Source organism: Pseudomonas sp. LARHCG127 (assembly GCF_052871455.1).
In genome coordinates, this window is the sequence record NZ_JBIXJT010000004.1 from 56,662 (window position 1) to 81,458 (window position 24,797).

A 24,797-nucleotide genomic window follows, 5' to 3' on the forward strand; every position below is an offset into this window, starting at 1 on the left:
AATGAGGCCGGGCAAATACCGTCAATTCATCGCCGCCGACTGTGTGCGTTTATCGAACAGCTTAAGTGAACAGCTGCGCGCTCAGGTCGCGACTGGCCCCCAGCAGGCCAGGCAGGAAGCGTTGCTCCAGCTCATTGCGGCTGACCCGCCCGGCATGGGTACTGACGTTTAGCGCGGCCACTACTTGACCGGAAGCGTCGTACACCGGTACGGCAATCGAACGCAGACCCTGTTCCAGTTCCTGGTCGACGATGCACCAGCCCTGCTGCCGCACCTGTTGCAGGCACTCGAGCAAAGCCTCAGGTGTGTGCAAGGTGCGGCTGGTCTTGGCCTGCAGGTCGGCGTGGTCGAGGTAGTCGCGCAACGACGCATCATCCAGGGCCGCCAGGAGAATCCTGCCCATGGAGGTGCAATAGGCTGGCAGGCGCCCGCCCACCGAAAGGTCCACCGAAATCAGGCGCTGGGTGGTCGCGGAGCGGGCGATATAGAGAATGTCGTCGCCTTCGAGCGTGGCCATGTTGCAGGCTTCGTGCAGTTGCTCGCTCATGCGGTCCAGGTACGGCTGGGCAGAAACGGCCAAGGGTGTGGAAGACAGATAGGCGTGACCGAGGGTCAACACTTTGGGCAGCAGCGAATAGGTGCGCCCGTCCGTGGTGGCGTAGCCCAGCTTGATCAAGGTATGCAGGCAACGCCTGACAGCGGCGCGGGGAATTTCCGTGCGGTGGCTGATCTGGGCGATGGTCAGGTGCCGCTTGCGTTCCTGGAAGGCCTGGACCACGGCCAAACCGCGAGCCAAGGACGTCATGAAGTCGGGGTCACCAGTCAAGGCCTGGATCCGCTTGGCCGGCGAGGCGACGATCGGTGGCGCGACGGAAGTGAAGGCATTGCGCAATTGGTCGTTCATGTTTGATCCTTCCCCGGGAATGACGGCTATTCAAGCGGCTGCCCGATGGGCAAGCAAGGGCCGCCGGCCGAGAGCGTTCGATTATCGAACCGTCGACCGATAATCGCAATCGGGTCAGCTATCGAATGGCTCCCGCTGCGAACACCGTTGAGTTAAGTTGCAGGAAACAATGATTTTGTCTGGCGTGAAGGCGTGGGCCAATTGAACTTGTCGGCGTGAATGGCATCTGGATAGCGGTACTCGCCGACCTTTTTGCACGCGGTGATACAAGTTGCACATACAAACATGAGTTCACACAACAACAGCACCTTTTAATTTTCCCGATAGTGTTATTCGGCTGGGCCGCTATAATGCAAAACAGTGACGGTACGGCCAATCGACCGTTCCCGTACGCAGGCGCCGTGGTCATTACCCTGGTGCCCGAAGCGCCGTTATGGTCGCTTCCCCTGTTTGGCAACAACGCGAAGCCCTGATGCTACGTCAGCTGTCAGCTCTGGTGCCGTGGCCGTCTGCATGTCCACATGCAGTGCGTATCACCAGATTCAACTTCAATTAATTTAGGTAAAACTGTGACGAAAGACGAACTGCGCGCGGAACTTGAGCGCCAGGAACAACGTTACAAGGAAGTTTACGGCGGGGAAGTCACCACCTACGCCGCGCAACCTGAACCGGAACGCAAACCCTGGCGTAAGCGCGCCACCGTTCAGGACCAGGCCTTCACCCAAGAACTCCAGAAAATGGAAAAGGAACTCAAAGCCGAAGAGCAGTGACGCTCAGCGCCCGAGGTTCCTGTGAAGAGGTTTCCGGCCGCCACCCAGGCTGGAATCCGTAGCGCACGCCCGCCATGAGCGGGCCGCCATCCGCTCCTGCCCGACGGTCGGGAAGGGTCATGGCCGACCTCCTTTTCAGAAATTTCATACAACCGCTCACGGCATCATTCAGCTTGCCGTGATCCTGGCCAAGTGTGCTTTGCGCCCCTGATTCAAAGGGTTACGCAACCCGCGGCAAACCTGGCGCTTGGGGCTGCCCTACAATTATTTTCGTTGAAGAATGTTACCGATGAGCAGGCAGTGCATCGATTACCGAGGTTTTCTGGCATAATCGCGCCCCCTTATGACCGGGTCAGAAAACCTTCATGATCGATTTATTCAGCGGACTGGATGCTTGGGTGCTTGTGAGCCTCTTGCTCGCCCTGGCTTTTGTCCTCGCCTTCGAGTTCATCAACGGCTTTCATGACACCGCTAACGCGGTTGCCACTGTTATCTACACCAAAGCCATGCCGCCTCACCTGGCGGTGTTCTTTTCCGGTGTGTTCAACTTTCTCGGTGTGTTGCTGGGCGGCGTGGGGGTGGCGTACGCCATCGTTCACCTGTTGCCCGTGGAGCTGCTGATCAATGTGAACACCGGACACGGGCTGGCCATGGTGTTTTCGCTGCTCGCAGCGGCCATCACCTGGAACCTGGGCACCTGGTACTTCGGTATCCCGGCATCCAGTTCCCACACATTGATCGGTTCGATCCTCGGCGTGGGTCTGGCCAACGCGCTGATCAACGATATCCCGTTGGCCGACGGGGTGAACTGGCAGAAGGCGATCGATATCGGCGCTTCCCTGGTGTTCTCGCCCATGGCCGGGTTCCTGATCGCCGCCCTGGTGCTGATCGGCCTGAAATGGTGGCGTCCGCTGTCGAAGATGCACAAGACGCCGGAACAGCGCCGCCAGATCGACGACAAGAAACACCCGCCGTTCTGGAACCGCCTGGTACTGGTGATCTCGGCCATGGCCGTCAGCTTTGTCCACGGTTCCAACGATGGCCAGAAAGGTATCGGCCTGATCATGCTGGTGCTGATCGGTATCGTGCCGGCGCAGTTCGTACTGGATCTGGGCAGCACCACCTACCAGATCGAGCGGACCCGTGACGCAACCTTGCACCTGAGCCAGTTCTACCAACGCAACCACGAGTCCCTGGGTGAATACCTGGCGCTGGGCAAAAGCGTGAACGGCGATCTGCCCGAGAAATTCCGCTGCAACCCGCAGCAGACCGAGCCGACCATCAATGCCCTGCTCGACACGCTCAAAGGCGTGGCGGACTACCATTCGCTGCCGTCGGAACGACGCATCGAGGTTCGTCGCTACCTGCTCTGCCTGGACGACACGGCGAAGAAGGTAGGCAAGTTGCCAGGCTTGGCAGCTCGCGAAAAAGATGACTTGAACAAGCTGCGCAAGGACCTGACCGCCACCACCGAGTACGCCCCGTTCTGGGTGATCCTGGCAGTCGCGCTGGCACTGGGCCTGGGCACCATGGTCGGCTGGAAGCGTGTGGTGCTGACCATCGGCGAGAAGATCGGCAAACAAGGCATGACCTATGCGCAAGGTATGTCGGCGCAGATCACCACCGCGTGCATGATCGGCGCGGCGAATATCTTCAGCCTGCCGGTTTCTACTACTCACGTGCTGTCTTCCGGCGTGGCGGGCACCATGGTCGCTAACAAGAGCGGCCTGCAAGGCGGCACCGTACGCACCATCCTGCTGGCCTGGGTACTGACCCTGCCAGCGACGGTGGCACTGTCGGCGGCGCTGTTCTGGCTGGCGTCCAAGGCCATCGGCAGCTGATTCCAGCGGCTCACAAAAAAGGTGCAACCCTTGCGGGTCGCACCTTTTTTATGCCCGGACACCAGACACCTGTGGGAGCGAGCTTGCTCGCGATGGCGGTGGGTCAGTCGACATCTGTAGTTACAGGCATACCGCTATCGCGAGCAAGCTCGCTCCCACAATGGCTTCGTGTGGAACCGGGAAAATTTGCCAAAAAAAAGGGCGACCGAAGTCGCCCAAAATGCCTTGCGTGCTCGTTGTAGCCAGAAAGACCTACGGTTTTTTCCGCTTGTGTGCGTCTTTCCAGATGAATAATCCAAAACCTGCGAAAAACACGAACATGAGGCCGACCGTCAACACCCCCGCAAACACCACATTATCGAAAAACATGACTGGCCTCCTGGTCTTGCCCCTGTTGCGATGGGTTCAAGGTAACCAATCAGGCCTGGATGAAAATTGACCGGGGTCAATAACGCCCTCGACGGGGCGCAAAGGTGGGGAAATAACTGATCTGCATCAATGGATCGAGGGGGTTCAGCGCTTTTTCGGCTTGTTCTTCGACTTTTTCTTGGGCTTGCCCAACGGCATGGCCTGCTCGAACGCCTGGCGGACTTCATTGAGGCGTTTTTCGTTGAGGTCGTGAACGCGCTTGGCGCGCTCGGCACTGAGGTCGATCAGCTTGTCGTCTTGGCTCATGGCGTGTGGGCATCGTGCAGTGAATTGCGGATGCGCCCATGATGCGGGCTGTTGGCGGCGTTGACCAGCCTGTGAATGCAGCCAGACACCCGGGATCAGATCTGGATATCGACCCACAGGCCTTGGCGCGGCTCTTCGTCGATCAGCGGCACCACCGGCACGGTATTGTCGGCGTTGAGTTCGGTACCCGGTACGGCCAGGTGCTCTTCAGGGTCTTCATCGGCCTCGCGGCGGCGGCGCTCGCGCTCCTGCTGGCGCTGCTGCTCCTCGCGCAACAGCAGCGCGGTCTCTTCCGGGTCGCGGTTTTGCAGGTCGATGGTGCTTTCGTTGGAGCTTTGCTGCACCGGGACCACGGGCGGTATGTCCGGTCGCTGGCGAACCGGATCCTGTTGAGCGGTGATGGGTACAACGCTCAAAGGGAGTATGGGTGGCAACATAAGGTTCTCCTGTCTTCAGGTTGTCGGCGGCTAAAGTGGCAGCTTGAACCGCCGGTCCGAAACTTGTGACCCAGTTGGCAATTGCGGCGATGACCAGGGCCGAGCTTGTTTGATCGCCGGGCAAGCATAAGTTCCGTAGCATCGCGACGAATCAGCGTACGTAAATCCTTTGGTATGAAGGATCCTTCCGTTAAGATAACCGGCTTTTTCAAGGCGGGAGTCAGGCAGCATGGCGCAGCAGTATCAACCGGGGCAACGCTGGATCAGTGACAGCGAAGCCGAGCTGGGTTTAGGCACCGTTCTGGCACAGGACGGCCGCTTGTTGACCGTGCTCTATCCGGCCACTGGCGACACTCGCCAGTACGCGCTACGGAATGCGCCACTTACCCGTGTACGGTTTTCGCCGGGCGATGTGATCACTCACTTCGAAAGCTGGAAAATGACCGTGCGCGAAGTCGATGACGTCGATGGGCTGCTGGTCTACCACGGTCTCAACGAGCAGAACGAAGTGGTCACCCTGCCCGAGACCCAATTGTCGAATTTTATCCAGTTCCGCCTGGCCAGCGACCGTCTGTTCGCCGGCCAGATCGACCCGCTGGCCTGGTTCTCCCTGCGCTATCACACCTTGGAACACACCAGCCGCCAGCTACAATCTTCCCTGTGGGGCCTGGGCGGCGTACGTGCCCAGCCAATCGCCCACCAACTGCATATTGCCCGTGAAGTGGCCGACCGCATTGCGCCGCGGGTATTGCTGGCCGACGAAGTGGGCCTGGGCAAGACCATCGAAGCCGGCCTGGTCATCCATCGCCAGTTGCTGTCCGGCCGTGCCAACCGCGTCCTGATCCTGGTGCCGGAAAACCTGCAGCACCAGTGGCTGGTGGAAATGCGTCGGCGCTTCAACCTCCAGGTCGCGCTGTTCGACGAAGAGCGCTTCATCGAAAGCGATGCCAGCAACCCGTTCGAAGACACCCAATTGGCCCTGGTGGCGCTGGAGTGGCTGGTGGACGACGAAAAGGCCCAGGACGCGCTGTTCGCCGCCGGCTGGGACCTGCTGGTGGTCGACGAAGCCCATCACCTGGTGTGGCACGAAGACCAGGTTAGCCCGCAGTACGCCCTGGTCGAGCAGCTTGCCGAAACCATCCCGGGCGTGCTGCTGCTGACCGCGACCCCGGAACAACTGGGTCAGGACAGCCATTTCGCCCGCCTGCGCCTGCTGGACCCGAACCGTTTCCATGACCTCAAGGCCTTCCGCGCCGAGAGCGAAAACTATCGTCCGGTGGCCGAAGCCGTGCAGGAGCTGCTGGACAAAGGCCGCCTCTCGCCCGAAGCCCACAAGACCATCCAGGGTTTCCTGGGGAACGAAGGCGAAGCATTGCTGACCGCCGTCAATGATGGCGATGTCGAAGCCAGTGCTCGCCTGGTGCGTGAACTGCTGGATCGCCACGGTACCGGTCGCGTGCTGTTCCGCAACACCCGCGCCGCCGTACAGGGCTTCCCCGAGCGCAAGCTGCACGCCTACCCGCTGCCGTGCCCGGCCGAGTACCTCGAACTGCCCTTGGGCGATCACCCCGAGCTGTACCCGGAAGTCAGCTTCCAGGCCCAGCCGGACGCCAGCGAAGAAGAACGCTGGTGGCGTTTCGACCCGCGGGTCGAGTGGCTGATCGACACCCTGAAGATGCTCAAGCGCACCAAAGTGCTGGTGATCTGTGCCCACGCCGAAACCGCCATGGACCTGGAGGACGCCCTGCGCGTGCGCTCCGGCATCCCGGCCACGGTGTTCCACGAAGGCATGAATATCCTGGAGCGCGACCGCGCGGCGGCCTATTTCGCCGACGAAGAGTTTGGTGCCCAGGTACTGATCTGTTCGGAAATCGGCAGTGAGGGGCGTAACTTCCAGTTTGCCCATCATTTGGTGCTGTTCGACCTGCCGGCGCACCCGGACCTGCTGGAACAACGTATCGGTCGTCTGGACCGGATCGGCCAGAAGCACACCATCGAGCTGCATGCGCCCTACCTGGAAACCAGCCCCCAGGCGCGGCTGTTCCAGTGGTATCACGAAGCCCTGAATGCCTTCCTCAACACCTGCCCGACCGGCAACGCCTTGCAACACCAGTTCGGCCCGCGCCTGCTGCCCTTGCTGGAGGAAGCCGATGATGGCCAGTGGCAGGCTCTGATCGACGAGGCCCGTACCGAACGCGAGCGCCTGGAGGCCGAGCTGCACACCGGTCGCGACCGTTTGCTGGAGCTCAACTCCGGCGGCGCCGGTGAAGGCGATGCGCTGGTGGAAGCCATTCTCGAGCAGGATGACCAGTTTGCCTTGCCGATCTACATGGAAACCCTGTTCGACGCCTTTGGTATCGACAGCGAAGACCATTCGGAAAACGCACTGATCCTCAAGCCGAGCGAAAAAATGCTCGACGCCAGCTTCCCGCTGGGCGACGACGAAGGCGTGACCATCACCTATGACCGCAACCAGGCGCTGTCGCGCGAAGACATGCAGTTCATCACCTGGGAGCACCCGATGGTGCAAGGTGGCATGGACCTGGTGCTGTCCGGCTCCATGGGCAACACCGCCGTGGCACTGATCAAGAACAAGGCGCTCAAGCCCGGCACCGTGTTGCTGGAGCTGCTCTACGTCAGTGAGGTGGTTGCGCCGCGCTCGCTGCAACTGGGCCGCTACCTGCCGCCGGCCGCCCTGCGCTGCCTGTTGGACGCCAACGGCAACGACCTGGCCGCCCGGGTCTCGTTCGAAACCCTGAACGACCAGCTCGAAAGCGTGCCGCGCGCCAGCGCCAACAAGTTCATCCAGGCCCAGCGAGACCAGCTCACGCCTCGTATCAATGCCGGCGAAGAGAAGATCGCCCCGCGTCACGCCGAGCGCGTGGCCGAGGCCCAGCGCCGCCTGGCGGCCGATACCGACGAGGAACTGGCACGCCTGACCGCCCTGCAAGCGGTCAACCCGACCGTGCGCGACAGCGAACTGGTGGCCCTGCGCCAACAGCGGGAGCAAGGCTTGGCGATGCTTGAGAAGGCAGCGCTGCGTTTGGAGGCGATTCGGGTGTTGGTGGCGGGCTGAGTTTGGCTGGGATCCCGGCTGTGGTGCTTTTATCGGGTGTATATCCGTTTTTTCGGTAACGGCCGCTGGCGGTTCCGCTTTTACAGCGCCGCCGCGAGGCGGCCTGATAGCCGACCTGGCTCAGGGTGATCGCGTTTCCCCTAATGTGGGAGCGAGCCTGCTCGCGAAGGCGGTGGGTCAGTTTGCGGTGATGTTGGATGGGCCGGCCTCTTCGCGAGCAGGCTCGCTCCCACAGGGGATCTTGGGTGCTCATGAGTTTTGTGTTCACTGCGGCCCATTGTGGGAGCGGGCTTGCTCGCGAAAGCGGTGTGTCAGTTGACGGTGATGTTGGTGCGCCGGCCTCTTCGCGAGCAAGCTCGCTCCCACAGGGGATCTTGGGTGTTCATGAGTCTTGTGTTCACTGCAGACCCATTGTGGGAGCGAGCTTGCTCGCGATAGCGGTGTGTCAGTTTGCGGTGATGTTAGATGTGCCGCCTCTTCGCGAGCAAGCTCCCACAGGGGATCTTGGGTGTTCATGAGTTTTGTGTTCACTGCGGCCCATTGTGGGAGCGAGCTTGCTCGCGATAGCGGTGGCTCAGCCAAATAAATGCAGGCATGTGCCCCGCTTTTGCTCTTGCTCTTGCTCTTGCTCTTGCTCTTGCTCTTGCTCTTGCTCTTGCTCTTGCTCTTGCTCTTGCTCTTGCTCTTGCTCTTGCTCTTGCTCTTGCTCTTGCTTTGGATCTTGATCTTGATCTGAGCGCCCCGTTAACCACGATGGCCGAACGCAGGCATTGCGCAGTGGGCATCCCGGCATGGATGCCGGGATAGCCGCGCTGGGCCATGGATGGCCCTTCGCGGCGGCCCACGGAGCAATGCCGGAGTGAGGGCATGCCGAGCCTAAGCGAGGCACCGAGTGGTGGGGCAAAGCGCTTTTGGTTACTTTTGGCGCTCTTCCAAAAGTGACCCGCCGTAAGGGCGGAACCGCCAGTGGCCGTTACCTAAGAAACGGATATACACCCAAAACCCAAAACCCAGCCCCAGCCCCAGCCCCAGCCCCCAAGCCTCAAGGACTGTAATACCCCACCGCCACCAGAAAATGCCCAACCTTCTTCAGATACGCGTGCTTGTCCTCAATCTTCCCGGTCACCGGATTCTTCCAACGATACTCATACTCCCCCACATCCTGCTTGCCGATCATGGCCAGGATCGGCTCCCCCACCGGTTTGCCATCCGGGTCCTTGACCTTGGCAAAGTCGGTATTGATCAAACGCAGGTTGGTGCCATGGCCAACATAGCGCCGGGTATCGAGGTCGACGACAAAGACATACAAATCATCCTGCAGATACCCGCCCTTCAGAGCGTTGACTGCCGTCAGCGTGGCTTTCTCGTTTTTCAGCAGGTCACTCGAGGCCTTGTCCAGCAGTGCCCGGGCCTGTTCGGCTGAAGCACGCGGCAAGTAATAACCGACGGCCAGGATTCGCTCACCAACACGCTGGAAATACACATGTTTGCGCTCGACCTTGCCGTCTGCCCAGTTCTGCCAACGGTACTCGGCTTGCTGAATGCCGCTGGCCTCGGGAGTTTTCAAGGCGTCCTTGAAGGCTTTGCGCAAATCCGGCCCCAGTACTTCGGACACGTCCCGCCCGATCAACGCCGAGGAAGGTCCGCCGCTGGCAAGCATCACACCCTGGGTATCGACCACGAACACATAACGATCCTTGTCGACAAATTCCCCTTGGCGGCTGAAGGCGGCGAAAGCCTTGTCACCGTTGTCATGGTAATAGGCCAAGGCCTTCTCCAGCAGCGCCCGGGCCGCGTGGCCATCGTCCGCAGTGGCCGCCTGGGCCTGGGCCATCCCCAGCATGAGCATTGCGCCCAGCCAGGCCATCCTGTGAAAAAAACCCATGCGTGCGCCCCTCGTTCTTGTTGGTGTTTCCAGAGCGTAGACGGCGTGGGTTAATGTTGGAGTATTCAGGGGATTGCTGGGGAGTCGAGTCAGTGGGATTGATATCGACTGACATGGCGCTATCGCGAGCAAGCTCGCTCCCACTGGACCGCGTTTACTGTGGGAGCGAGCTTGCTCGCGATGGCGGCGGCACATTCAGAAGGATGCGCCGGGATACTCCACTATCGCGAACAAACGCCCCCCGACTATTGAGCCCGAGCGCTGAGTTGCTGCTGCAAATGCTGGATCTGCGCTTGCAAGGTATTGATGTTGCGGGTGACCTGCCCGCGGAAGGCGTCGAACTCGGCGGTGTTGCTGTTATCCTGCTGGCTCTTGAGCACGATCACGTCCTGCTCCAGGCGCTCGATGGCAGAGTTGGAGGTGGCTCTTTTCAGGGCGGTGATGTCGGCACCGATGCTCTTGAGCTGGGCATCCAGGGCACCACCCTCGCCTTGATTCTTCAAGGCGGTCACTTCAGCGGCCAGCGCCTTGACCTGGGCTTGGAGCTCCTTGTTGGAAGCTTGCAGTTGAGTGTTGGTGTTCTGCTGGTCAGAAGCCTGGGCAATGAGCTGGGCCAGTTCCTTGTCCAGGTCGGCGGACGGACCGAACGTGGCTTGTTGCTGCCGGTACTGCTCCTGCAGCTTGCCGTCGAATTGCCGGGCCTGCTCCTGCAGCTTGTTGTCCAACTGTTTGATCTGCAATTTCAAGGCTTCACTGTCACTCATGACATTGGACTGCCCGGCGACCACCTTGCCGGAAATGTCCTGCAAGCGCCCCGCCGCATCTTCACTGATCCGGGCGAAGCTTTCCTGAGTCGCCACCAACTGCTGCTCCATCAGGGAAATCTGCTGGAAGCTCCACCAGGCCAGGAAACCGAACGCACACAACAGCGCGCCGACCAATGCCCACAGCGGCCCGGTGCTGGGCCCCTTGACCTTGACCTTCGCCGCGGCAGCCGGCGCCGGGCGCGCTTGTACGTGGGGCGGCTGGCGGTTGGGCAGGAAATCATCGTCATCGGGAATGTCGGCCCGCATCCGCAGGCTCGGTACATCATCGAAGTCGTCGTTGGCATCGTTACGCATGGGCATGGTTCGACCTTTGGGAAACCGGTAATGGCTTGATGCGGCGAGTATAACCCCGTCGCCCGCCGCACCGATTGACCCCGAACCGGGCACTCGGTTCATGGCGGGCCGATCAGCGGGCGTTTTGGACCGTCCACCAGGCGCAAAATTCATCCAGGGCGGTCCAGAGGCTGACTTGCGGATCGTAATCGAGATAATGCCGGGCCCGGCTGATGTCCAGGGTGAAATTTTTGTTCATGACCTGCATGCCCAGGCGCGACAGCGTCGGTTCGGGGCGGCCCGGCCAGAGCTTGCAGACCCCTTCATTCAGGGCCGCGACGCTGTAAGCCAAGCCGTAGGAACGATAACGTCGGACCTGTGGGACTTCCATCTGGCGCATCACATAATTGACCACATCCCACAATGGGACCGGTGCGCCGTTGCTGATGTTGTAGGCCTTGCCCAAGGCGGAATCGCTAGCCAGCAGACTGCTGAGCAACGCTTCGTTGAGGTTCTGCACGCTGGTGAAATCCACCTTGTTCAAGCCGTTGCCGACAATGGCCAGGCGCCCCTTGCGCTGCATTTTCAACAGGCGCGGAAAAATACTCATATCACCGGCACCCGTCACGAAGCGCGGGCGCAGGGCCAGCACTTCTAGGCCGAACTCCTGGGCGCCGAAGACTTTCTGCTCGGCCAGGTACTTGGTGGCGGCATAAGGATGCTTGAAGCGCTTGGGCACCTGTTCTTCGGTCAACCCGAGGTGGTCACGGCCATCAAAGTAAATGGACGGCGAGGACAGATGAACCAGGCGACGCACCTTCTGCTTGAGGCAGGCCTCGACGACATTTTCCGTGACCTGAACGTTGCCCTGGTGGAAATCCTGGTAGCGACCCCACAGCCCAACGGAACCGGCGCAATGCACCACGGCCTCGACATCCAGGCACAGGTCGCGGGCCAGCAGCGGGTCGCTCAAGTCCCCTTGGACGAATTGCGCACCGCGCCGCACCAGGTGCTCCACACTCTCGGCCCGGCGACCGGTGACCCGCACATCCAGGCCCTGCTCCAGGGCGAAACGCGCAAAGCGCCCGCCAATGAAGCCGCTCGCGCCGGTGACCAAAATCTTCATGCATGCTCCTAAAAATCAGATTCGAGCTACAAGCCTCAAGCTTCAAGCCAAGGGCTTTTAACCGACTGCTTGCAGCGTGCTGCTTGCCGCTGCGATCAGTCGCTCGGTCAATAAGCCGAGCAACTGTCCACCATTGCGCCAATGATGCCAGTACAGCGGCACATCGATCGGTTTATCTGCCAACAATTCCACCAGCACGCCTCGTTCCAGCTGTTCGCGCACTTGCAGCTCCGGCACCAGCCCCCAGCCCAGTCCCGCTTCAGCGAGACGGATGAAACCTTCGGACGAGGGGCACAGATGATGCTCGAAACCGCCCTCCACGCCCACGGACGCGAGGTAGCGGTGTTGCAGGAAATCATCCGGACCAAACACCAAGGCTGGCGTACGGGCCAGTTGATCGGCTCGCACGCCGCCGGGAAAATGCCGGGCGATGAAGGCCGGGCTGGCCAACGCCCGGTAACGCATCGCCCCCAGCAAGACACTGCGGGCGCCCGCCACCGGGCGTTCGCTGGCGCAGACACAGGCCGCCACTTCACCGGCGCGCATGCGCTTGAGGCCAACGGTCTGGTCCTCCACCACCAAGTCGAGCAACAGGTGTTGGTCGGCGCAGAAATCGCCCACGGCAGCGGCCCACCAGGTCGCCAAACTGTCGGCGTTCAAGGCGATGCGCAGACGCTCCGGCAGGCCCTCTTCATCCAGCGCCGGCACCAGGCTTTGCAGGTCACGCTCGAGCAGCCGCACCTGTTGCACGTGGTTGAGCAGCCGGCGGCCGATTTCCGTCGGCACCGGCGGCGTGGCCCGCACCAGGACGGGCTGGCCGGCACGCGCCTCCAGCAACTTGATTCGTTGGGAAATGGCCGACTGCGACAAACCCAGCACCTGGGCTGCGCGCTCGAAACCGGCCTGCTCGACCACGGCGGCCAGGGCAGAGAGCAATTTGTAGTCGAACATCAGTAATCCTAATGGGCAATCAGCAATATTGGTTTTTCTTATACAGCCCTTCCCGGGAAAATGACCAGCGACAGCAACTGACCGGGGGATAAAAAAATGTGGCAAAGCTATGTGAACGGGCTCGTGGTGGCCCTCGGGCTGATCATGGCCATCGGCGCCCAGAATGCGTTCGTACTGGCCCAGAGCCTACGCCGCGAGCATCACTTGCCGGTAGCGGCGCTGTGCATCACCTGCGATGCCCTGTTGGTCGCCGCCGGGGTTTTCGGCCTGGCGACCTTGCTGGCCCAGAGTCCGTTGCTGCTGTCGATTGCCCGCTGGGGCGGTGCGGCGTTCCTGCTCTGGTACGCCAGCCAGGCCTTGCGTCGGGCCTGCTCGAAGCAGAGCCTGAAGCAAAGTGAGAACCACGCCGTACGCTCGCTGCGGGCGGTGTTGCTCAGCGCGCTGGCGGTGACGCTGCTCAACCCCCACGTCTACCTCGACACGGTGCTGCTGATCGGTTCCCTCGGCGCCCAGCAGAGCGTGCCCGGCGCCTACGTGATAGGGGCGGCCAGTGCCTCGCTGCTCTGGTTCCTCACCCTGGCCATCGGCGCGGCATGGCTGGCACCGTGGTTGGCCCGCCCAAGCACTTGGCGGTTCCTGGACCTCTTGGTAGCGGTAATGATGTTTACCGTGGCGATGCAATTGATCGTCACCGGCTGATTATTCCAAACCGCTCTGGAACCTCTATTCCACACAGTTGTTGCGTGGTTATGCCGCACCCCCGGTGCTATGATCCGACTCCTGCGCCGCAAAGAGTACAAACTCCCCGGCGCTAGTCTGGCCGCCCGTGATCGGCCTTGCGCTCACCGCAACCTGACCTGATTAGGAGAATCACCATGGCTTTCGAATTGCCGCCGCTGCCCTATCCACACGATGCACTGCAGCCGCACATCTCCAAAGAGACTCTGGAGTACCACCACGACAAGCACCACAACACCTACGTCGTGAACCTGAACAACCTGGTGCCTGGCACCGAGTTCGAAGGCAAGACCCTGGAAGAAATCGTCAAGACTTCCTCGGGCGGTATCTTCAACAACGCCGCTCAGGTCTGGAACCACACCTTCTACTGGAACTGCCTGGCGCCAAACGCCGGCGGTCAACCAACCGGCGCCCTGGCTGAAGCCATCAATGCAGCCTTCGGTTCGTTCGACAAGTTCAAGGAAGAGTTCAGCAAGACGTCCATCGGCACCTTCGGTTCCGGCTGGGGCTGGCTGGTCAAAAAAGCTGACGGTTCCCTGGCCCTGGCCAGCACCATCGGCGCCGGCAACCCGCTGACCAACGGCGACACCCCGCTGTTGACCTGCGACGTGTGGGAACACGCCTACTACATCGACTACCGCAACGTTCGTCCGAAATACGTCGAAGCGTTCTGGAACCTGGTCAACTGGAAATTCGTCGCCGAGCAGTTCGAAGGTAAAGCCTTCACTGCCTAAGCTCGATGCCAGACCAAAGAAACCCGGCGCCATGCCGGGTTTTTTTTGCACGGCGAAAAATGATCGCAGACAAGACACCTCGCGTCTGGAAAGCAAGAAAAAATCCCGGCGGGCCTCAAGTTGCGGTGCCTTTCAACCGACACAATGGTCGTAGAGCAATCACTCTGGAAAAAACGTATACCGGTCAGGTTTCAAGCGAAAACCCTTGTGTTTGATTGTCCCTTTGACTGACATCACAGGATTGCCAATACTCATGGCAACTTGACGCTACCCGCACGGAACAAGGAACCACTCTTTGAAGCTGGAACTCAAGAACAGCTTGTCTGTGAAGTTGCTCCGGGTCGTGCTCCTCTCGGCATTGATCGTTGGTGTGGTCTTGAGCTGCGCCCAGATCGTGTTCGATGCCTACAAAACCAACCAGGCCGTCGCCACTGACGCCCAACGTATCCTCGACATGTTCCGCGACCCTTCGACCCAGGCCGTCTACAGCCTGGACCGGGAAATGGGCATGCAGGTGATCGAGGGCCTGTTCCAGGACGAAGCCGTACGCATGGCGTCCATCGGCCACCCCCGCGAAACCATGCTCGCCGAAAAAGCCCGACCCTTGAAGCACTCCGACAGCCGCTGGCTGACCGACCTGATCCTGGGCAAAGAGCGCACCTTCACCACGCAACTGGTGGGACGCGGCCCCTACAGCGAATATTACGGCGACCTGAGCATCACCCTCGACACCGCCACCTACGGCGAGGGCTTCATCGTCAGCTCGGTGATCATCTTTATCTCCGGGATGCTGCGGGCCCTGGCCATGGGCTTGGTGCTGTACCTGGTCTATCACTGGCTGCTGACCAAGCCGTTGTCGCGGATCATCGAGCACCTGACCGAAATCAACCCCGATCGCCCCAGCGCGCACAAGATCCCGCAGCTGCGCGGCCATGAACGAAACGAGCTGGGCCTGTGGATCAACACGGCCAACCAATTGCTCGAATCCATCGAACGCAACACGCACCTGCGCCACGAAGCGGAAAACAGCCTGCTGCGCATGGCCCAGTACGATTTTCTCACCGGCCTGCCCAACCGCCAGCAACTGCAACAGCAACTGGACAAGATCCTGGTGGACGCCGGGCGCCTGCAACGTCGGGTGGCGGTGCTGTGTGTGGGGTTGGATGACTTCAAGGGCATCAACGAGCAGTTCAGCTATCAGACCGGCGACCAGTTGCTGCTGGCCCTGGCGGATCGGCTGCGGGCCCACAGCGGCCGGCTCGGCGCGCTGGCGCGGTTGGGGGGCGACCAGTTCGCCCTGGTCCAAGCCGACATCGAGCAGCCCTACGAGGCCGCCGAGCTGGCCCAGAGCATCCTCGATGACCTGGAAGCGCCGTTCGCCATCGATGATCAGCAGATCCGCCTGCGGGCCACTATTGGCATCACCCTCTTCCCCGAAGACGGTGACAGCACCGAGAAACTGTTGCAGAAAGCCGAGCAGACCATGACCCTGGCCAAGAGCCGCTCGCGCAATCGCTACCAGTTCTACATCGCCAGCGTCGACAGCGAGATGCGCCGCCGTCGCGAACTGGAAAAAGACCTGCGCGAGGCCCTTGCCCGCGAGCAGTTCAGCCTGGTGTACCAACCGCAGATCAGCTACCGCGACCTGCGGATAGTCGGCACCGAAGCCTTGATTCGCTGGCACCATCCCGAGCACGGCCTGGTGCCGCCGGACTTGTTCATTCCCCTGGCCGAACAGAACGGCACCATCATCGCTATCGGCGAATGGGTGCTGGACCAGGCGTGCAGGCAATTGCGCGAATGGCACGACCAGGGTTTCCTCGACCTGCGCATGGCGGTCAACCTGTCGACGGTGCAACTGCACCACGCCGAGCTGCCGCGGGTGGTGAACAATCTCCTGCAGATGTACCGGCTGCCGCCGCGCAGCCTGGAACTGGAAGTCACCGAGACCGGCCTGATGGAAGACATCACCACCGCGGCCCAGCACTTGCTGAGCCTGCGCCGCTCCGGGGCGCTGATTGCCATCGATGACTTCGGCACCGGCTATTCGTCCCTGAGCTACCTCAAGAGCCTGCCGCTGGACAAGATCAAGATCGACAAGAGCTTCGTCCAGGACCTGCTCGACGACGAGGACGACGCGACCATCGTCCGGGCCATCATCCAGTTGGGCAAGAGCCTGGGGATGCAGGTCATTGCCGAGGGCGTCGAGACGGTGGAGCAGGAAGCCTACATCATCGCCGAGGGCTGCCATGAAGGTCAGGGGTACTATTACAGCAAACCGCTGCCGGCGCGGGAGTTGGGTATTTACCTGAAGCAGGCCGAGCGCAGCAAGGTTTCCATAATCTGACCCCCCCAGCACCAAGCCTTCGTAGGAGCTGGCGAAGCCTGCGATCTTTGGTTTGTTCGCTTGGGATTCAAGCGCCAGGGGAAAGATCGCAGCCTCGCTTCGCTCGGCAGCTCCTACAGACGCCTCCTACAGGGGGTGATTCTCATCATTAAACAAGAAATATTTACAACCATAACCCTTTACACATAATGCAAATCTTTCGCATTATGTCGCAGTTTTTGCGCACCCTCGCGCCTGTCCCATCCATCACCGAAGCAGGATGTTCGCCATGATTCGTATGCCCCTGGCTACCGCCAGTCTGCTGGCCATCGCTATTTCCCTCGCCGGTTGCGGCGAAGGCAAAGACAAGGCCGCCGCGCCCCAAGCGCCAACGCCGGCCGCCAGCACCGCGGCACCGGTCGCCCCTGCTGCCGCTGGCAAAATCGACGAAGCCGCCGGCAAGGCTGTTGTCGCGCACTACGCCGACATCGTCTACGCCGTCTACAGCGATGCCGAATCCACGGCGAAAACCCTGCAAACCGCCGTCGACGCGTTCCTGGCCAAGCCGAACGCCGAGACCCTGAAAGCCGCGAAGGCTGCCTGGGTCGCCGCACGCGTACCGTACCTGCAAAGCGAAGTGTTCCGCTTCGGCAACACCATCATTGACGACTGGGAAGGCCAATTGAACGCCTGGCCCCTGGACGAAGGCCTGATCGACTACGTCGACAAGTCCTACGAACACGCCTTGGGCAACCCGGGCGCCACCGCCAACATCATCGCCAACACCGAAGTCCAGGTTGGCGAAGACAAGGTCGACGTCAAAGACATCACCCCGGAAAAACTCGCCAGCTTGAACGAGCTGGGTGGTTCCGAGGCCAACGTCGCCACCGGCTACCACGCCATCGAATTCCTGCTGTGGGGCCAAGACCTCAACGGTACCGGTCCGGGCGCTGGCAATCGCCCAGCTTCGGACTACCTGGAAGGCGCCGGCGCCACCGGCGGCCACAACGACCGTCGTCGTGCCTACCTCAAGTCCGTGACCCAACTGCTGGTCAATGACCTGCAGGAAATGGTCGGCAACTGGAAGCCGAACGTGGCCGACAACTACCGCGCCACCCTGGAAGCCGAGCCGGCCGAGAGCGGCCTGCGCAAGATGCTGTTCGGCATGGGCAGCCTGTCCCTGGGTGAACTGGCGGGCGAGCGCATGAAGGTGTCCCTGGAAGCCAACTCGCCAGAAGACGAGCAGGATTGCTTCAGCGACAACACCCACAACTCGCACTTCTACGATGCCAAGGGCGTGCGTAACGTGTACCTGGGCGAATACACCCGCGTCGACGGCACCAAGCTGGCTGGCGCCAGCCTGTCGTCCCTGGTCGCCAAGGCCGACCCGGCCGCGGACACCGCGCTCAAGGCCGACCTGGCCGACACCGAGGCCAAGATCCAGGTCATGGTCGATCACGCCAACAAGGGTGAGCACTACGATCAACTGATCGCCGCCGGCAACACCGCTGGCAACCAGATCGTCCGCGACGCCATCGCCGCACTGGTCAAGCAGACCGGTTCGATCGAGCAGGCCGCGGGCAAACTGGGCATCAGCGACCTGAACCCGGACAGCGCTGATCACGAGTTCTGATCAACGCCGGCTGGCTGAGGATTAACGCAGCCAGCCACGCCACAAAACCTGTGGGAGCGAGCTTGCTCGCGATAGGGGTCTATCAGTCGACATCGATGTTGGCTGATCCACCGCTATCGCGAGCAGGCTCGCTCCCACAGTGCTTTCTGGGGTTTCGAAAATGTGCGATCAGCCATCACTTCCCTTGTGGGAGCGAGCCTGCTCGCGATGAGGGTATGTCAGTCGACATCGATGTTGGTTGATCCACCGCTATCGCGAGCAGGCTCGCTCCCACAGGGGTGCATCACTGCAACCCCGCAAGCCGCCCTTCGATAAATCGCCGTTCCGGCAGTTGCTGCGTCAGTTCAAGCGCACGCCGGTAGGCAGCCCTCGCCTCGTCCACCTGCCCTAACTGCCGACAGAACTCCGCCCGTGCCGAATGGGCCAGGTGATAGTCCGTCAAATCGCCCCTGGCGAGTATTCCGTCAACCAGGCGCAGCCCTTCCTGGGGCCCGTCGCGCTTGGCCAGGGCGGCGGCTCGGTTGAGTTCGATCACCGGCGACGGCACGGCCCGCAGCAGCACATCATAGAGCCCGACGATCTGCGGCCAATCGGTCTCCTCGGCCGTCGGCGCTTCGGCATGCACCGCCGCTATCGCCGCTTGCAAGCAGTACGGCCCGAACCGCCGGGTCTTCAACGCGGCTTCCACCAACGCGCAGCCCTCGGCGATCAGCTCGGTGTCCCACAAGGATCGGGACTGTTCATCCAGCAGGATCAGCTCACCGGTCGACGACGTTCGCGCCGGTCGCCGGGATTCGTGCAGCAGCATCAACGCCAGTAGCCCCATGACCTCGGCCTCGGGCAGCAACTCCATCAGCAGACGCCCGAGGCGGATGGCTTCGCGCGTCAGGTCTTCGCGGGTCAGCTCGGCGCCCATCGACGCCGAATACCCTTCGTTGAACACCAGGTAGATCACTCGCAGCACGCTGTCCAGACGCTCCGGCAGCTCCGCCCGGGACGGCACCTGGTAGGGGATCCTGGCATCGCGGATTTTCGCCTTGGCCCGCACGATGCGCTGGGCAATGGCCGCCGGGGCGGCGAGGAATGCCCGGGCGATCTGCTCGGTGGTCAGGTCGCAGACTTCCCGTAGCGTCAGGGGCACCTGGGCATCCGCCGCCAGGGCCGGGTGGCAGCAGGTAAAAATCAGCCGCAGGCGATCGTCTTCCACGTCTTCGTCACTCCACTGGCCCTGTTCCAGTTCCTCGAGTTGGGCGATCAACATCGGTTGGGACGCGGCGAAACGCGCCCGTCGGCGCAAACTGTCGATGGCCTTGAAACGCCCGGCAGACACCAGCCAGGCCCGTGGATTGTCCGGCACTCCGTCGCGCTGCCAGCGCTCGACCGCAATGAAAAAGGCCTCATGCAAGGCCTCTTCCGCAAGATCGAAGTCTCCCAGCAGGCGAATCAGGGTCGCCAGGATCCGTCGCGAGTCTTGCCGATAAACCTGCTCGACCCGCGCCTTGACCGTTTCGGCCGACATCAGTCGGGCATGCCCCGGGTAACCAGCGCTTCAAGCCGGTCCAGGCTCTCGCCCCACCCTTCATGGAAGCCCATGGCTTCGTGCGTCTGGCGATCCTCCTCGCTCCAGTGCAGCGCACGGGCGGTGTAACGGGTTTGGGTTAACGCATGAGAGGCAGTTGTGAGGTTCATGAATGAAATCCTGTTTGTGCTTGTTGTTCAGGGGTTCAGTTGGCGTACCGGTCGTACTTCGACGCAGCCGACCCGGGCCGCCGGAATATTGCCGGCGACCTGGATGGCTTCGTTGAGGTCCTTGGCGTCGATCAAATAGAAGCCCGCCAGTTGCTCCTTGGTTTCGGCGAACGGGCCGTCGGTGATCGACAGCTTGCCGCCGCGCATGCGCACCGTGGTGGCGGTCTGTACCGACTCCAGGGCCTCGGCGGCCACCATGCGCCCGCTGCCCTGGATCGACTCGGCATAGGCCATGCACTCGGCGTCCTCCGGGCTGTCGGGCGAGTTGTGCAGCGTGTGTTCGTTGCTATACACCAGGCATAGGTACTTCATGGAAGGCTCCGTGATCGGACTGATCAACTATGGACGGCAGAATGACCCTCGGCAAAAAAACCGACGATCAGGGTTGCAGGTCGAACAGCGCCGTCCCGGCCATCGGGTCGAACGGGGCGGACCAATGTTCATGGACGATCCGCCATTGTCCGGCAACACGCTGATAGCAGGCCGTCACGCGCATCCAGCAGGCTTGTTCCTCACCCTTTTCGTTGGTGCCGCCGCAATAGGCGAGCCAATGGGCGAAGGCGATGTTATCGGCCGGGGTAATCTTGACCTGATGAAAGTCGAACTTGTGCGGGCCGGGGCACATTTCCATGCAGGCTTGCCAATGGGCCCGGTAAGCGGCCTTGCCCTTGAACTGCAAGGCCTGGATGGCATCGAACGAGACAATGTCCTCGTCATAGAGCGCCATGACCTTTTCAACGTCCTTGGTCATCACGGCCTGGCGATAGGTGTCGATCAGGGCCTGGATCTGGGTTTCAGTGGTTTGGGTATTCATGGTGATTCTCCGCAGTTTTTTTGTTGAAGACACCCTTGGTCGTTTGGAGAAACAGCGAATCGACAATCCAACAAAAATAATCCAAAGAAAAAAATTCGCTAGAATCCACGTCTCATTTAGCCGGCAAACAATGGATGTTTTTGTGACCGTTCAGCTCGTCCCCTACGAAGACCTGACCCCGCGTCAACGCGAACAGGTCACCGCCATCGAAATCCACCCCGGACAGATCAAGTTCGCCGGCGATATCCACGGCGCCCTGCATACGCTGCTGTCCAAACCCGGCCCGGGGGTCAAAGGCTTTGCGCTATTGGCGCAGGAGGTGCCGGTAGCCTTCCTTCTGCTCAAGCGCCCACCGGTATTGCCCGCCTGGGCCAACGAACACAGCGCCACCCTGCATGCCTTGCAAGTCGACCACCGGGCCCAAGGCCAAGGTTATGGCAAGGCCTGCCTGCAGGCGCTGCCCGCCGTGGCGCGCGCCGCCTGGCCGGAGATCCGCGGGTTGGAGCTCTCGGTGGACGCCGACAACGACTCGGCCATCGGCCTGTACACGCGGATGGGCTGGGTCGACAGTGGCGAAGCCTACAAGGGCCGCATCGGTTATGAGCGGCGGATGGGGTTGGTGTTTTGAAGACCTTGGCCCATAGACTCAGGATGAATGGATGATGGTGACGTCGATTGAACAGTTGGAAGCCCTGTATGGCTTGCCTCACGAACGGGCAGTGCGTAAACAGATCCCGTTCCTGAACGAGGACTATCAGGCGATGGTCCGGGCCTCGCCGCTGGTGGTCATCGGTTCCGCAGGCCCCGACGGCCTCGATAGCTCGCCCCGGGGCGACGTGCCAGGTTTTGTGCAGATCCTCGACGAGCGGACCCTGGCCCTGCCGGATCGTCCCGGCAACAACCGCATCGACACGCTGCGCAACGTTCTGCACGATCCACGGGTATCGCTGCTGTTCCTTATTCCAGGCATTGGCGAGACCTTGCGGGTCAACGGCACCGCCCGGATCAGCGCCGAACCGGCACTGCTGGAACGCTTTGCGGTCAACGGCAAGCCGGCTCGCACCGTGCTGCTGGTGACGGTCGAAGCGGCGTTTTTCCATTGTGCCAAAGCCATCGTGCGTTCAGACCTGTGGAACCCGGCCCGCCATCTCGAGCGCTCAGCCCTGCCCAGCGCCGGGGCGATCCACAAGCGTTTGAATGATGGGCAGTTCGATGCCGAGACTTACGACCGTGAAGCGCCTGCGCGGGTGCAGGCCAGTTTGTACTGAAGCCGCAACGATCAGCTCGGCTTGAGCGGGATCCAGATCTCCAGGGTGCCTTGGCCAGTCCTGGGGTTGAAATCCTCGCTGTAGCGCTCGAACTCCGGCAACTCGGCCGCTTCGTGGCCGGAATGCGGCAACCACTCATTCCAGATGTATTGGAACGTGTCCGGCAGCTGTTTCAACGGCCCTTTGTGTTCGAAGACCGCGTAATGCCCTGGCTGGATTTCGATCCAACGGTATTGCTCCGGCAAATCGTCGAGCCGGCTGATCTCCACGCCGGCGATGTATTCGAACCCACCCTTCCCGTCCGGGTTGCAACACACGCCGTAGGTCACTTCATCTTTCTGCCCTGGCACTTTGCCGAGCCAGGGCAGGAACTTTTCCCAGAGCAAAGGAATGTCTTGGGCGGTGTCCTCGGTAAACCGGGCACCAAAGCCAGCGATGAGCTGAAAACGTCCCTGTTCAAAGCGTGGTACGGCTGTGTAATCGCGTTTGGGCTTTTCCATGCGGCAACACTCCAGCAAAACGTGAAGTCGGGCTTGGCAGTATAGAAGCCAAACCGTGATTGGCAGGACCGTTTCGCTTGTCAGAGACCAGGCACGGTGCCGGTGACGGCTTTTCCTACAAACTCGTTGTAGCCAGAAACAACCACATACACTGCGAAATAGCAGAAGATCGCGGCAGATGCCCAATAGGAATAACGCAACAGTTTATCCCCCAACAGTTTGCCGCCCTGGATCGCGGCCAGGCACAAGGCCGCGCACCACAGCAGCCCGGCACAGAGAAAACCACTGAGGAACAGCGCCGAGCTGAGCAACGTTCCGCCGCCCGAGCGAGCGATCAGCGTGCCGCCCACCGCCGCGAACCAGAGGATGGCACTGGGCGATGACATGGCAAGGAAGATCCCGCGAAAAAACTCCTGGCGCGAAGAGTTGCCTTGCATCTCACTCGCCTCGGCCAGCACGGTGCTGTGATAGATCGCCGAATGGATCATCTTCGCCGCGAAGTACAGCAACAACACCGAGCCACCGACCCACAGCACCCAGCGCACCGCTTCGTATTGCAGCAGCACGGTCATGCCGGCCAGGGCCAGGACGGCGTAGACCAGGTCGCCCACGCAAGTGCCCAGGCCCAAGGCGAAACCCTGGAAATAGCCACGCTGCATCGCCAGGGTGATCATCGCGATATTGGCCACGCCAATGTCCAGGCACAGGGAAAGGCTCAGCAGGAAGCCGCTGGAAAATTCCATCATTCATTCCATCAGGATTGGGTGAGACAGGTTGAACATGCCGCGGCGACCATCGATAGCGCCGCAGCCTGGGCGACAGTGTCGTCGAAAATAGTTCGACGCGGCTACTGGACAATCCGACATCCGCCCGATTATCTTGCGCCGCAGGCCACCGCAGTGGCCAACGTCGCTCGGACGGTTCCGGGCGCTCACGTATCTCGAGGCAACAATGGCCGAACAAGGTTCGCCGCGCCGCTTTGCGCGCATCGATCGACTCCCCCCGTACGTATTCAATATCACTGCCGAGCTGAAGATGGCTGCGCGTCGGCGCGGCGAAGACATCATCGACTTGAGCATGGGTAACCCCGACGGCGCCACGCCCCCGCACATCGTGGAGAAACTGGTCACCGTCGCCCAGCGTGAAGACACCCACGGCTACTCCACGTCCAAAGGCATCCCGCGCCTGCGCCGCGCCATTTCGCGCTGGTACAAGGACCGCTATGAAGTGGACATCGACCCGGAAAGCGAAGCCATCGTCACCATCGGTTCCAAGGAAGGCCTGGCACACCTGATGCTGGCCACCCTGGACCAGGGCGACACGGTGCTGGTGCCCAACCCCAGCTATCCGATCCACATCTACGGCGCGGTAATCGCCGGCGCCCAGGTGCGTTCGGTGCCGCTGGTGCCTGGCGTGGATTTCTTCGATGAGCTGGAACGGGCCATTCGCGGCTCGATTCCCAAGCCAAAGATGATGATCCTGGGCTTCCCCTCCAACCCCACCGCCCAATGCGTGGAGCTGGACTTCTTCGAACGGGTCATCGCCCTCGCCAAGCAGTACGACGTGTTGGTGATCCACGACCTGGCCTACGCCGACATTGTCTATGACGGCTGGAAAGCCCCGTCGATCATGCAGGTGCCTGGCGCGAAAGACATCGCGGTGGAGTTCTTCACTCTGTCCAAGAGCTACAACATGGCTGGCTGGCGCATCGGTTTCATGGTCGGCAACCCGGAACTGGTCAGCGCCCTGGCGCGGATCAAGAGCTACCACGACTACGGCACCTTCACGCCGCTGCAAGTGGCCGCCATCGCCGCTCTCGAAGGCGACCAGCAATGCGTGCGCGACATCGCCGAGCAGTACCGCCAGCGCCGCAATGTGCTGGTCAAGGGCCTGCATGAGCTGGGCTGGATGGTGGAAAACCCCAAGGCATCGATGTACGTCTGGGCGAAGATTCCCGACGCCTATGCGCACCTGGGCTCGCTGGAATTCGCCAAGAAGCTGTTGGCCGAAGCCAAGGTCTGCGTCTCGCCGGGGGTGGGGTTCGGGGAATACGGGGATGATCATGTGCGTTTTGCGCTGATTGAGAACCAGGACCGGATTCGCCAGGCTGTGCGGGGGATTCGTGGGATGTTTCGGGCGGATGGGTTGGTAAGCAAACCTAACGCCTGACACCCAACCAACGGTGGAAGTTTGCGCCTACCCTGGAACTGCTGATCACCAAAAACCAGTGTGGGAGCGAGCTTGCTCGCGATGGCGTCAGGTCAGTCGCA

General features: G+C 61.2%; 24 protein-coding genes and 1 pseudogene. 11 read left to right on the top strand and 14 right to left on the bottom strand.

The genetic code is table 11. The annotated features are described in order from the left end of the window. Positions 1 to 61 precede the first annotated feature (61 nt). Entirely contained in the window at positions 62 to 904 is an 843-nt protein-coding gene (pcaR, locus tag ACIPQ1_RS08370; RefSeq protein ID WP_003184507.1) for a pca regulon transcriptional regulator PcaR, read from the bottom strand. A 350-nt stretch (positions 905 to 1,254) separates the two neighbouring features. On the opposite strand from pcaR, the gene ACIPQ1_RS08375 reads away from it, so the two are divergent. The 3 genes from ACIPQ1_RS08375 (at position 1,255) to ACIPQ1_RS08385 (ending at position 3,515) form a co-directional block, all read left to right on the top strand. Continuing rightward, positions 1,255 to 1,377, top strand: a complete 123-nt coding sequence (locus ACIPQ1_RS08375; protein ID WP_284739249.1) for a hypothetical protein — start codon at positions 1,255 to 1,257, stop codon at positions 1,375 to 1,377. A gap of 96 nt (positions 1,378 to 1,473) precedes the next feature. After that, positions 1,474 to 1,674 carry a hypothetical protein gene (locus tag ACIPQ1_RS08380; RefSeq protein ID WP_003184509.1) on the top strand — a complete coding sequence of 67 codons (201 nt, stop codon included), beginning with the start codon at positions 1,474 to 1,476 and terminating at the stop codon, positions 1,672 to 1,674. Between the two features lie 365 nt (positions 1,675 to 2,039). Then, entirely contained in the window at positions 2,040 to 3,515 is a 1,476-nt protein-coding gene (locus tag ACIPQ1_RS08385) for an inorganic phosphate transporter (RefSeq protein ID WP_186704480.1), read from the top strand. Positions 3,516 to 3,767: 252 nt separating this feature from the next. On the opposite strand, the gene ccoM is transcribed toward ACIPQ1_RS08385, so the two are convergent. From ccoM to ACIPQ1_RS08400, 3 genes are all read right to left on the bottom strand, one after another. Then, complete coding sequence (ccoM, locus tag ACIPQ1_RS08390) at positions 3,768 to 3,884, bottom strand: cytochrome c oxidase subunit CcoM (RefSeq protein WP_025212288.1); 117 nt, start codon at positions 3,882 to 3,884, stop codon at positions 3,768 to 3,770. 144 nt (positions 3,885 to 4,028) lie between these two features. Next, positions 4,029 to 4,190 carry a hypothetical protein gene (locus ACIPQ1_RS08395; RefSeq protein ID WP_003198631.1) on the bottom strand — a complete coding sequence of 54 codons (162 nt, stop codon included), beginning with the start codon at positions 4,188 to 4,190 and terminating at the stop codon, positions 4,029 to 4,031. Between the two features lie 95 nt (positions 4,191 to 4,285). Next, complete coding sequence (locus tag ACIPQ1_RS08400; protein WP_250966010.1) at positions 4,286 to 4,627, bottom strand: aspartate-semialdehyde dehydrogenase; 342 nt, start codon at positions 4,625 to 4,627, stop codon at positions 4,286 to 4,288. A gap of 229 nt (positions 4,628 to 4,856) precedes the next feature. Here ACIPQ1_RS08400 and rapA point away from each other — a divergent pair, with 229 nt between their 5' ends. Then, the gene (gene rapA, locus ACIPQ1_RS08405) at positions 4,857 to 7,703 is read left to right on the top strand and encodes an RNA polymerase-associated protein RapA (protein ID WP_411386708.1); all 2,847 of its coding nucleotides are present in this window, start codon (positions 4,857 to 4,859) and stop codon (positions 7,701 to 7,703) included. 1,042 nt (positions 7,704 to 8,745) lie between these two features. Here the strand turns inward: rapA and ACIPQ1_RS08410 are convergent. From ACIPQ1_RS08410 to ACIPQ1_RS08425, 4 genes are all read right to left on the bottom strand, one after another. Then, positions 8,746 to 9,588, bottom strand: a complete 843-nt coding sequence (locus tag ACIPQ1_RS08410) for a cache domain-containing protein (protein WP_411386707.1) — start codon at positions 9,586 to 9,588, stop codon at positions 8,746 to 8,748. Between the two features lie 245 nt (positions 9,589 to 9,833). After that, positions 9,834 to 10,715: an ATPase gene (locus ACIPQ1_RS08415; RefSeq protein ID WP_411386706.1), complete on the bottom strand. Its 882-nt coding sequence runs from the start codon at positions 10,713 to 10,715 to the stop codon at positions 9,834 to 9,836. A 106-nt stretch (positions 10,716 to 10,821) separates the two neighbouring features. After that, a complete protein-coding gene (locus ACIPQ1_RS08420) occupies positions 10,822 to 11,814 on the bottom strand; it encodes an NAD-dependent epimerase/dehydratase family protein (protein WP_446533936.1) in 993 nt (330 codons plus the stop codon). A gap of 57 nt (positions 11,815 to 11,871) precedes the next feature. Then, entirely contained in the window at positions 11,872 to 12,765 is an 894-nt protein-coding gene (locus ACIPQ1_RS08425) for a LysR family transcriptional regulator ArgP (RefSeq protein ID WP_411386704.1), read from the bottom strand. A 96-nt stretch (positions 12,766 to 12,861) separates the two neighbouring features. Here ACIPQ1_RS08425 and ACIPQ1_RS08430 point away from each other — a divergent pair, with 96 nt between their 5' ends. The 4 genes from ACIPQ1_RS08430 (at position 12,862) to ACIPQ1_RS08445 (ending at position 18,196) form a co-directional block, all read left to right on the top strand. Then, a complete protein-coding gene (locus ACIPQ1_RS08430; protein WP_250965673.1) occupies positions 12,862 to 13,464 on the top strand; it encodes a LysE/ArgO family amino acid transporter in 603 nt (200 codons plus the stop codon). A 176-nt stretch (positions 13,465 to 13,640) separates the two neighbouring features. Further along, positions 13,641 to 14,237 carry a superoxide dismutase gene (locus ACIPQ1_RS08435; RefSeq protein ID WP_122566812.1) on the top strand — a complete coding sequence of 199 codons (597 nt, stop codon included), beginning with the start codon at positions 13,641 to 13,643 and terminating at the stop codon, positions 14,235 to 14,237. A 295-nt stretch (positions 14,238 to 14,532) separates the two neighbouring features. Beyond that, a complete protein-coding gene (locus ACIPQ1_RS08440; protein ID WP_411386703.1) occupies positions 14,533 to 16,584 on the top strand; it encodes a putative bifunctional diguanylate cyclase/phosphodiesterase in 2,052 nt (683 codons plus the stop codon). Positions 16,585 to 16,852: 268 nt separating this feature from the next. Continuing rightward, positions 16,853 to 18,196: an imelysin family protein gene (locus ACIPQ1_RS08445; RefSeq protein WP_250965675.1), complete on the top strand. Its 1,344-nt coding sequence runs from the start codon at positions 16,853 to 16,855 to the stop codon at positions 18,194 to 18,196. 283 nt (positions 18,197 to 18,479) lie between these two features. Here the strand turns inward: ACIPQ1_RS08445 and ACIPQ1_RS08450 are convergent, their stop codons facing one another. The 4 genes and pseudogenes from ACIPQ1_RS08450 to ACIPQ1_RS08465 form a co-directional block, all read right to left on the bottom strand. Next, positions 18,480 to 19,715, bottom strand: coding sequence for an RNA polymerase sigma factor (locus ACIPQ1_RS08450; protein ID WP_446533937.1), 1,236 nt, complete (start codon positions 19,713 to 19,715; stop codon positions 18,480 to 18,482). After that, a pseudogene (locus tag ACIPQ1_RS08455) lies at positions 19,715 to 19,852 on the bottom strand (SRPBCC domain-containing protein); the annotation flags it as partial. The gene ACIPQ1_RS08450 and the pseudogene ACIPQ1_RS08455, both read right to left, overlap by 1 nt. Positions 19,853 to 19,912: 60 nt before the next feature. Then, positions 19,913 to 20,257 carry a YciI family protein gene (locus ACIPQ1_RS08460; protein WP_186709173.1) on the bottom strand — a complete coding sequence of 115 codons (345 nt, stop codon included), beginning with the start codon at positions 20,255 to 20,257 and terminating at the stop codon, positions 19,913 to 19,915. A 67-nt stretch (positions 20,258 to 20,324) separates the two neighbouring features. Next, positions 20,325 to 20,759 (bottom strand): YybH family protein, encoded by a 435-nt coding sequence (locus ACIPQ1_RS08465; RefSeq protein WP_186709181.1) that lies wholly within the window; start codon positions 20,757 to 20,759, stop codon positions 20,325 to 20,327. 142 nt (positions 20,760 to 20,901) lie between these two features. Between ACIPQ1_RS08465 and ACIPQ1_RS08470 the strand changes: the two genes are divergently transcribed. Beyond that, positions 20,902 to 21,387, top strand: a complete 486-nt coding sequence (locus tag ACIPQ1_RS08470) for a GNAT family N-acetyltransferase (RefSeq protein WP_411386701.1) — start codon at positions 20,902 to 20,904, stop codon at positions 21,385 to 21,387. Between the two features lie 34 nt (positions 21,388 to 21,421). Beyond that, the gene (locus ACIPQ1_RS08475; protein WP_250965680.1) at positions 21,422 to 22,027 is read left to right on the top strand and encodes a pyridoxamine 5'-phosphate oxidase family protein; all 606 of its coding nucleotides are present in this window, start codon (positions 21,422 to 21,424) and stop codon (positions 22,025 to 22,027) included. Between the two features lie 11 nt (positions 22,028 to 22,038). Here ACIPQ1_RS08475 and ACIPQ1_RS08480 read toward each other — a convergent pair whose 3' ends face one another. Together ACIPQ1_RS08480 and ACIPQ1_RS08485 are read right to left on the bottom strand one after the other, a co-directional pair. Beyond that, positions 22,039 to 22,527 (bottom strand): GyrI-like domain-containing protein, encoded by a 489-nt coding sequence (locus tag ACIPQ1_RS08480; RefSeq protein ID WP_250965678.1) that lies wholly within the window; start codon positions 22,525 to 22,527, stop codon positions 22,039 to 22,041. Positions 22,528 to 22,607: 80 nt separating this feature from the next. After that, positions 22,608 to 23,270 carry a LysE family translocator gene (locus ACIPQ1_RS08485; RefSeq protein ID WP_446533938.1) on the bottom strand — a complete coding sequence of 221 codons (663 nt, stop codon included), beginning with the start codon at positions 23,268 to 23,270 and terminating at the stop codon, positions 22,608 to 22,610. 208 nt (positions 23,271 to 23,478) lie between these two features. Between ACIPQ1_RS08485 and alaC the strand changes: the two genes are divergently transcribed. Then, entirely contained in the window at positions 23,479 to 24,696 is a 1,218-nt protein-coding gene (gene alaC, locus ACIPQ1_RS08490; RefSeq protein ID WP_434571924.1) for an alanine transaminase, read from the top strand. The last annotated feature ends 101 nt before the right edge of the window (positions 24,697 to 24,797 follow it).

Excerpts from the sequence above, each read along its gene's own strand:
- ACIPQ1_RS08480 (WP_250965678.1), bottom strand. The coding sequence starts at position 22,527 with ATGGAAAAGCCCAAACGCGATTACACAGCCGTACCACGCTTTGAACAG.
- ACIPQ1_RS08445 (WP_250965675.1), top strand. The coding sequence starts at position 16,853 with ATGATTCGTATGCCCCTGGCTACCGCCAGTCTGCTGGCCATCGCTATT.
- ACIPQ1_RS08485 (WP_446533938.1), bottom strand. The coding sequence starts at position 23,270 with ATGGAATTTTCCAGCGGCTTCCTGCTGAGCCTTTCCCTGTGCCTGGAC.
- ACIPQ1_RS08435 (WP_122566812.1), top strand. The coding sequence starts at position 13,641 with ATGGCTTTCGAATTGCCGCCGCTGCCCTATCCACACGATGCACTGCAG.
- ACIPQ1_RS08400 (WP_250966010.1), bottom strand. The coding sequence starts at position 4,627 with ATGTTGCCACCCATACTCCCTTTGAGCGTTGTACCCATCACCGCTCAA.
- ACIPQ1_RS08475 (WP_250965680.1), top strand. The coding sequence starts at position 21,422 with ATGGTGACGTCGATTGAACAGTTGGAAGCCCTGTATGGCTTGCCTCAC.
- ccoM (WP_025212288.1), bottom strand. The coding sequence starts at position 3,884 with ATGTTTTTCGATAATGTGGTGTTTGCGGGGGTGTTGACGGTCGGCCTC.
- ACIPQ1_RS08395 (WP_003198631.1), bottom strand. The coding sequence starts at position 4,190 with ATGAGCCAAGACGACAAGCTGATCGACCTCAGTGCCGAGCGCGCCAAG.
- ACIPQ1_RS08385 (WP_186704480.1), top strand. The coding sequence starts at position 2,040 with ATGATCGATTTATTCAGCGGACTGGATGCTTGGGTGCTTGTGAGCCTC.
- pcaR (WP_003184507.1), bottom strand. The coding sequence starts at position 904 with ATGAACGACCAATTGCGCAATGCCTTCACTTCCGTCGCGCCACCGATC.
- ACIPQ1_RS08375 (WP_284739249.1), top strand. The coding sequence starts at position 1,255 with ATGCAAAACAGTGACGGTACGGCCAATCGACCGTTCCCGTACGCAGGC.
- ACIPQ1_RS08450 (WP_446533937.1), bottom strand. The coding sequence starts at position 19,715 with ATGTCGGCCGAAACGGTCAAGGCGCGGGTCGAGCAGGTTTATCGGCAA.
- ACIPQ1_RS08420 (WP_446533936.1), bottom strand. The coding sequence starts at position 11,814 with ATGAAGATTTTGGTCACCGGCGCGAGCGGCTTCATTGGCGGGCGCTTT.
- ACIPQ1_RS08465 (WP_186709181.1), bottom strand. The coding sequence starts at position 20,759 with ATGAATACCCAAACCACTGAAACCCAGATCCAGGCCCTGATCGACACC.
- ACIPQ1_RS08415 (WP_411386706.1), bottom strand. The coding sequence starts at position 10,715 with ATGCCCATGCGTAACGATGCCAACGACGACTTCGATGATGTACCGAGC.
- ACIPQ1_RS08460 (WP_186709173.1), bottom strand. The coding sequence starts at position 20,257 with ATGAAGTACCTATGCCTGGTGTATAGCAACGAACACACGCTGCACAAC.
- ACIPQ1_RS08430 (WP_250965673.1), top strand. The coding sequence starts at position 12,862 with ATGTGGCAAAGCTATGTGAACGGGCTCGTGGTGGCCCTCGGGCTGATC.
- alaC (WP_434571924.1), top strand. The coding sequence starts at position 23,479 with ATGGCCGAACAAGGTTCGCCGCGCCGCTTTGCGCGCATCGATCGACTC.
- rapA (WP_411386708.1), top strand. The coding sequence starts at position 4,857 with ATGGCGCAGCAGTATCAACCGGGGCAACGCTGGATCAGTGACAGCGAA.
- ACIPQ1_RS08425 (WP_411386704.1), bottom strand. The coding sequence starts at position 12,765 with ATGTTCGACTACAAATTGCTCTCTGCCCTGGCCGCCGTGGTCGAGCAG.
- ACIPQ1_RS08410 (WP_411386707.1), bottom strand. The coding sequence starts at position 9,588 with ATGGGTTTTTTTCACAGGATGGCCTGGCTGGGCGCAATGCTCATGCTG.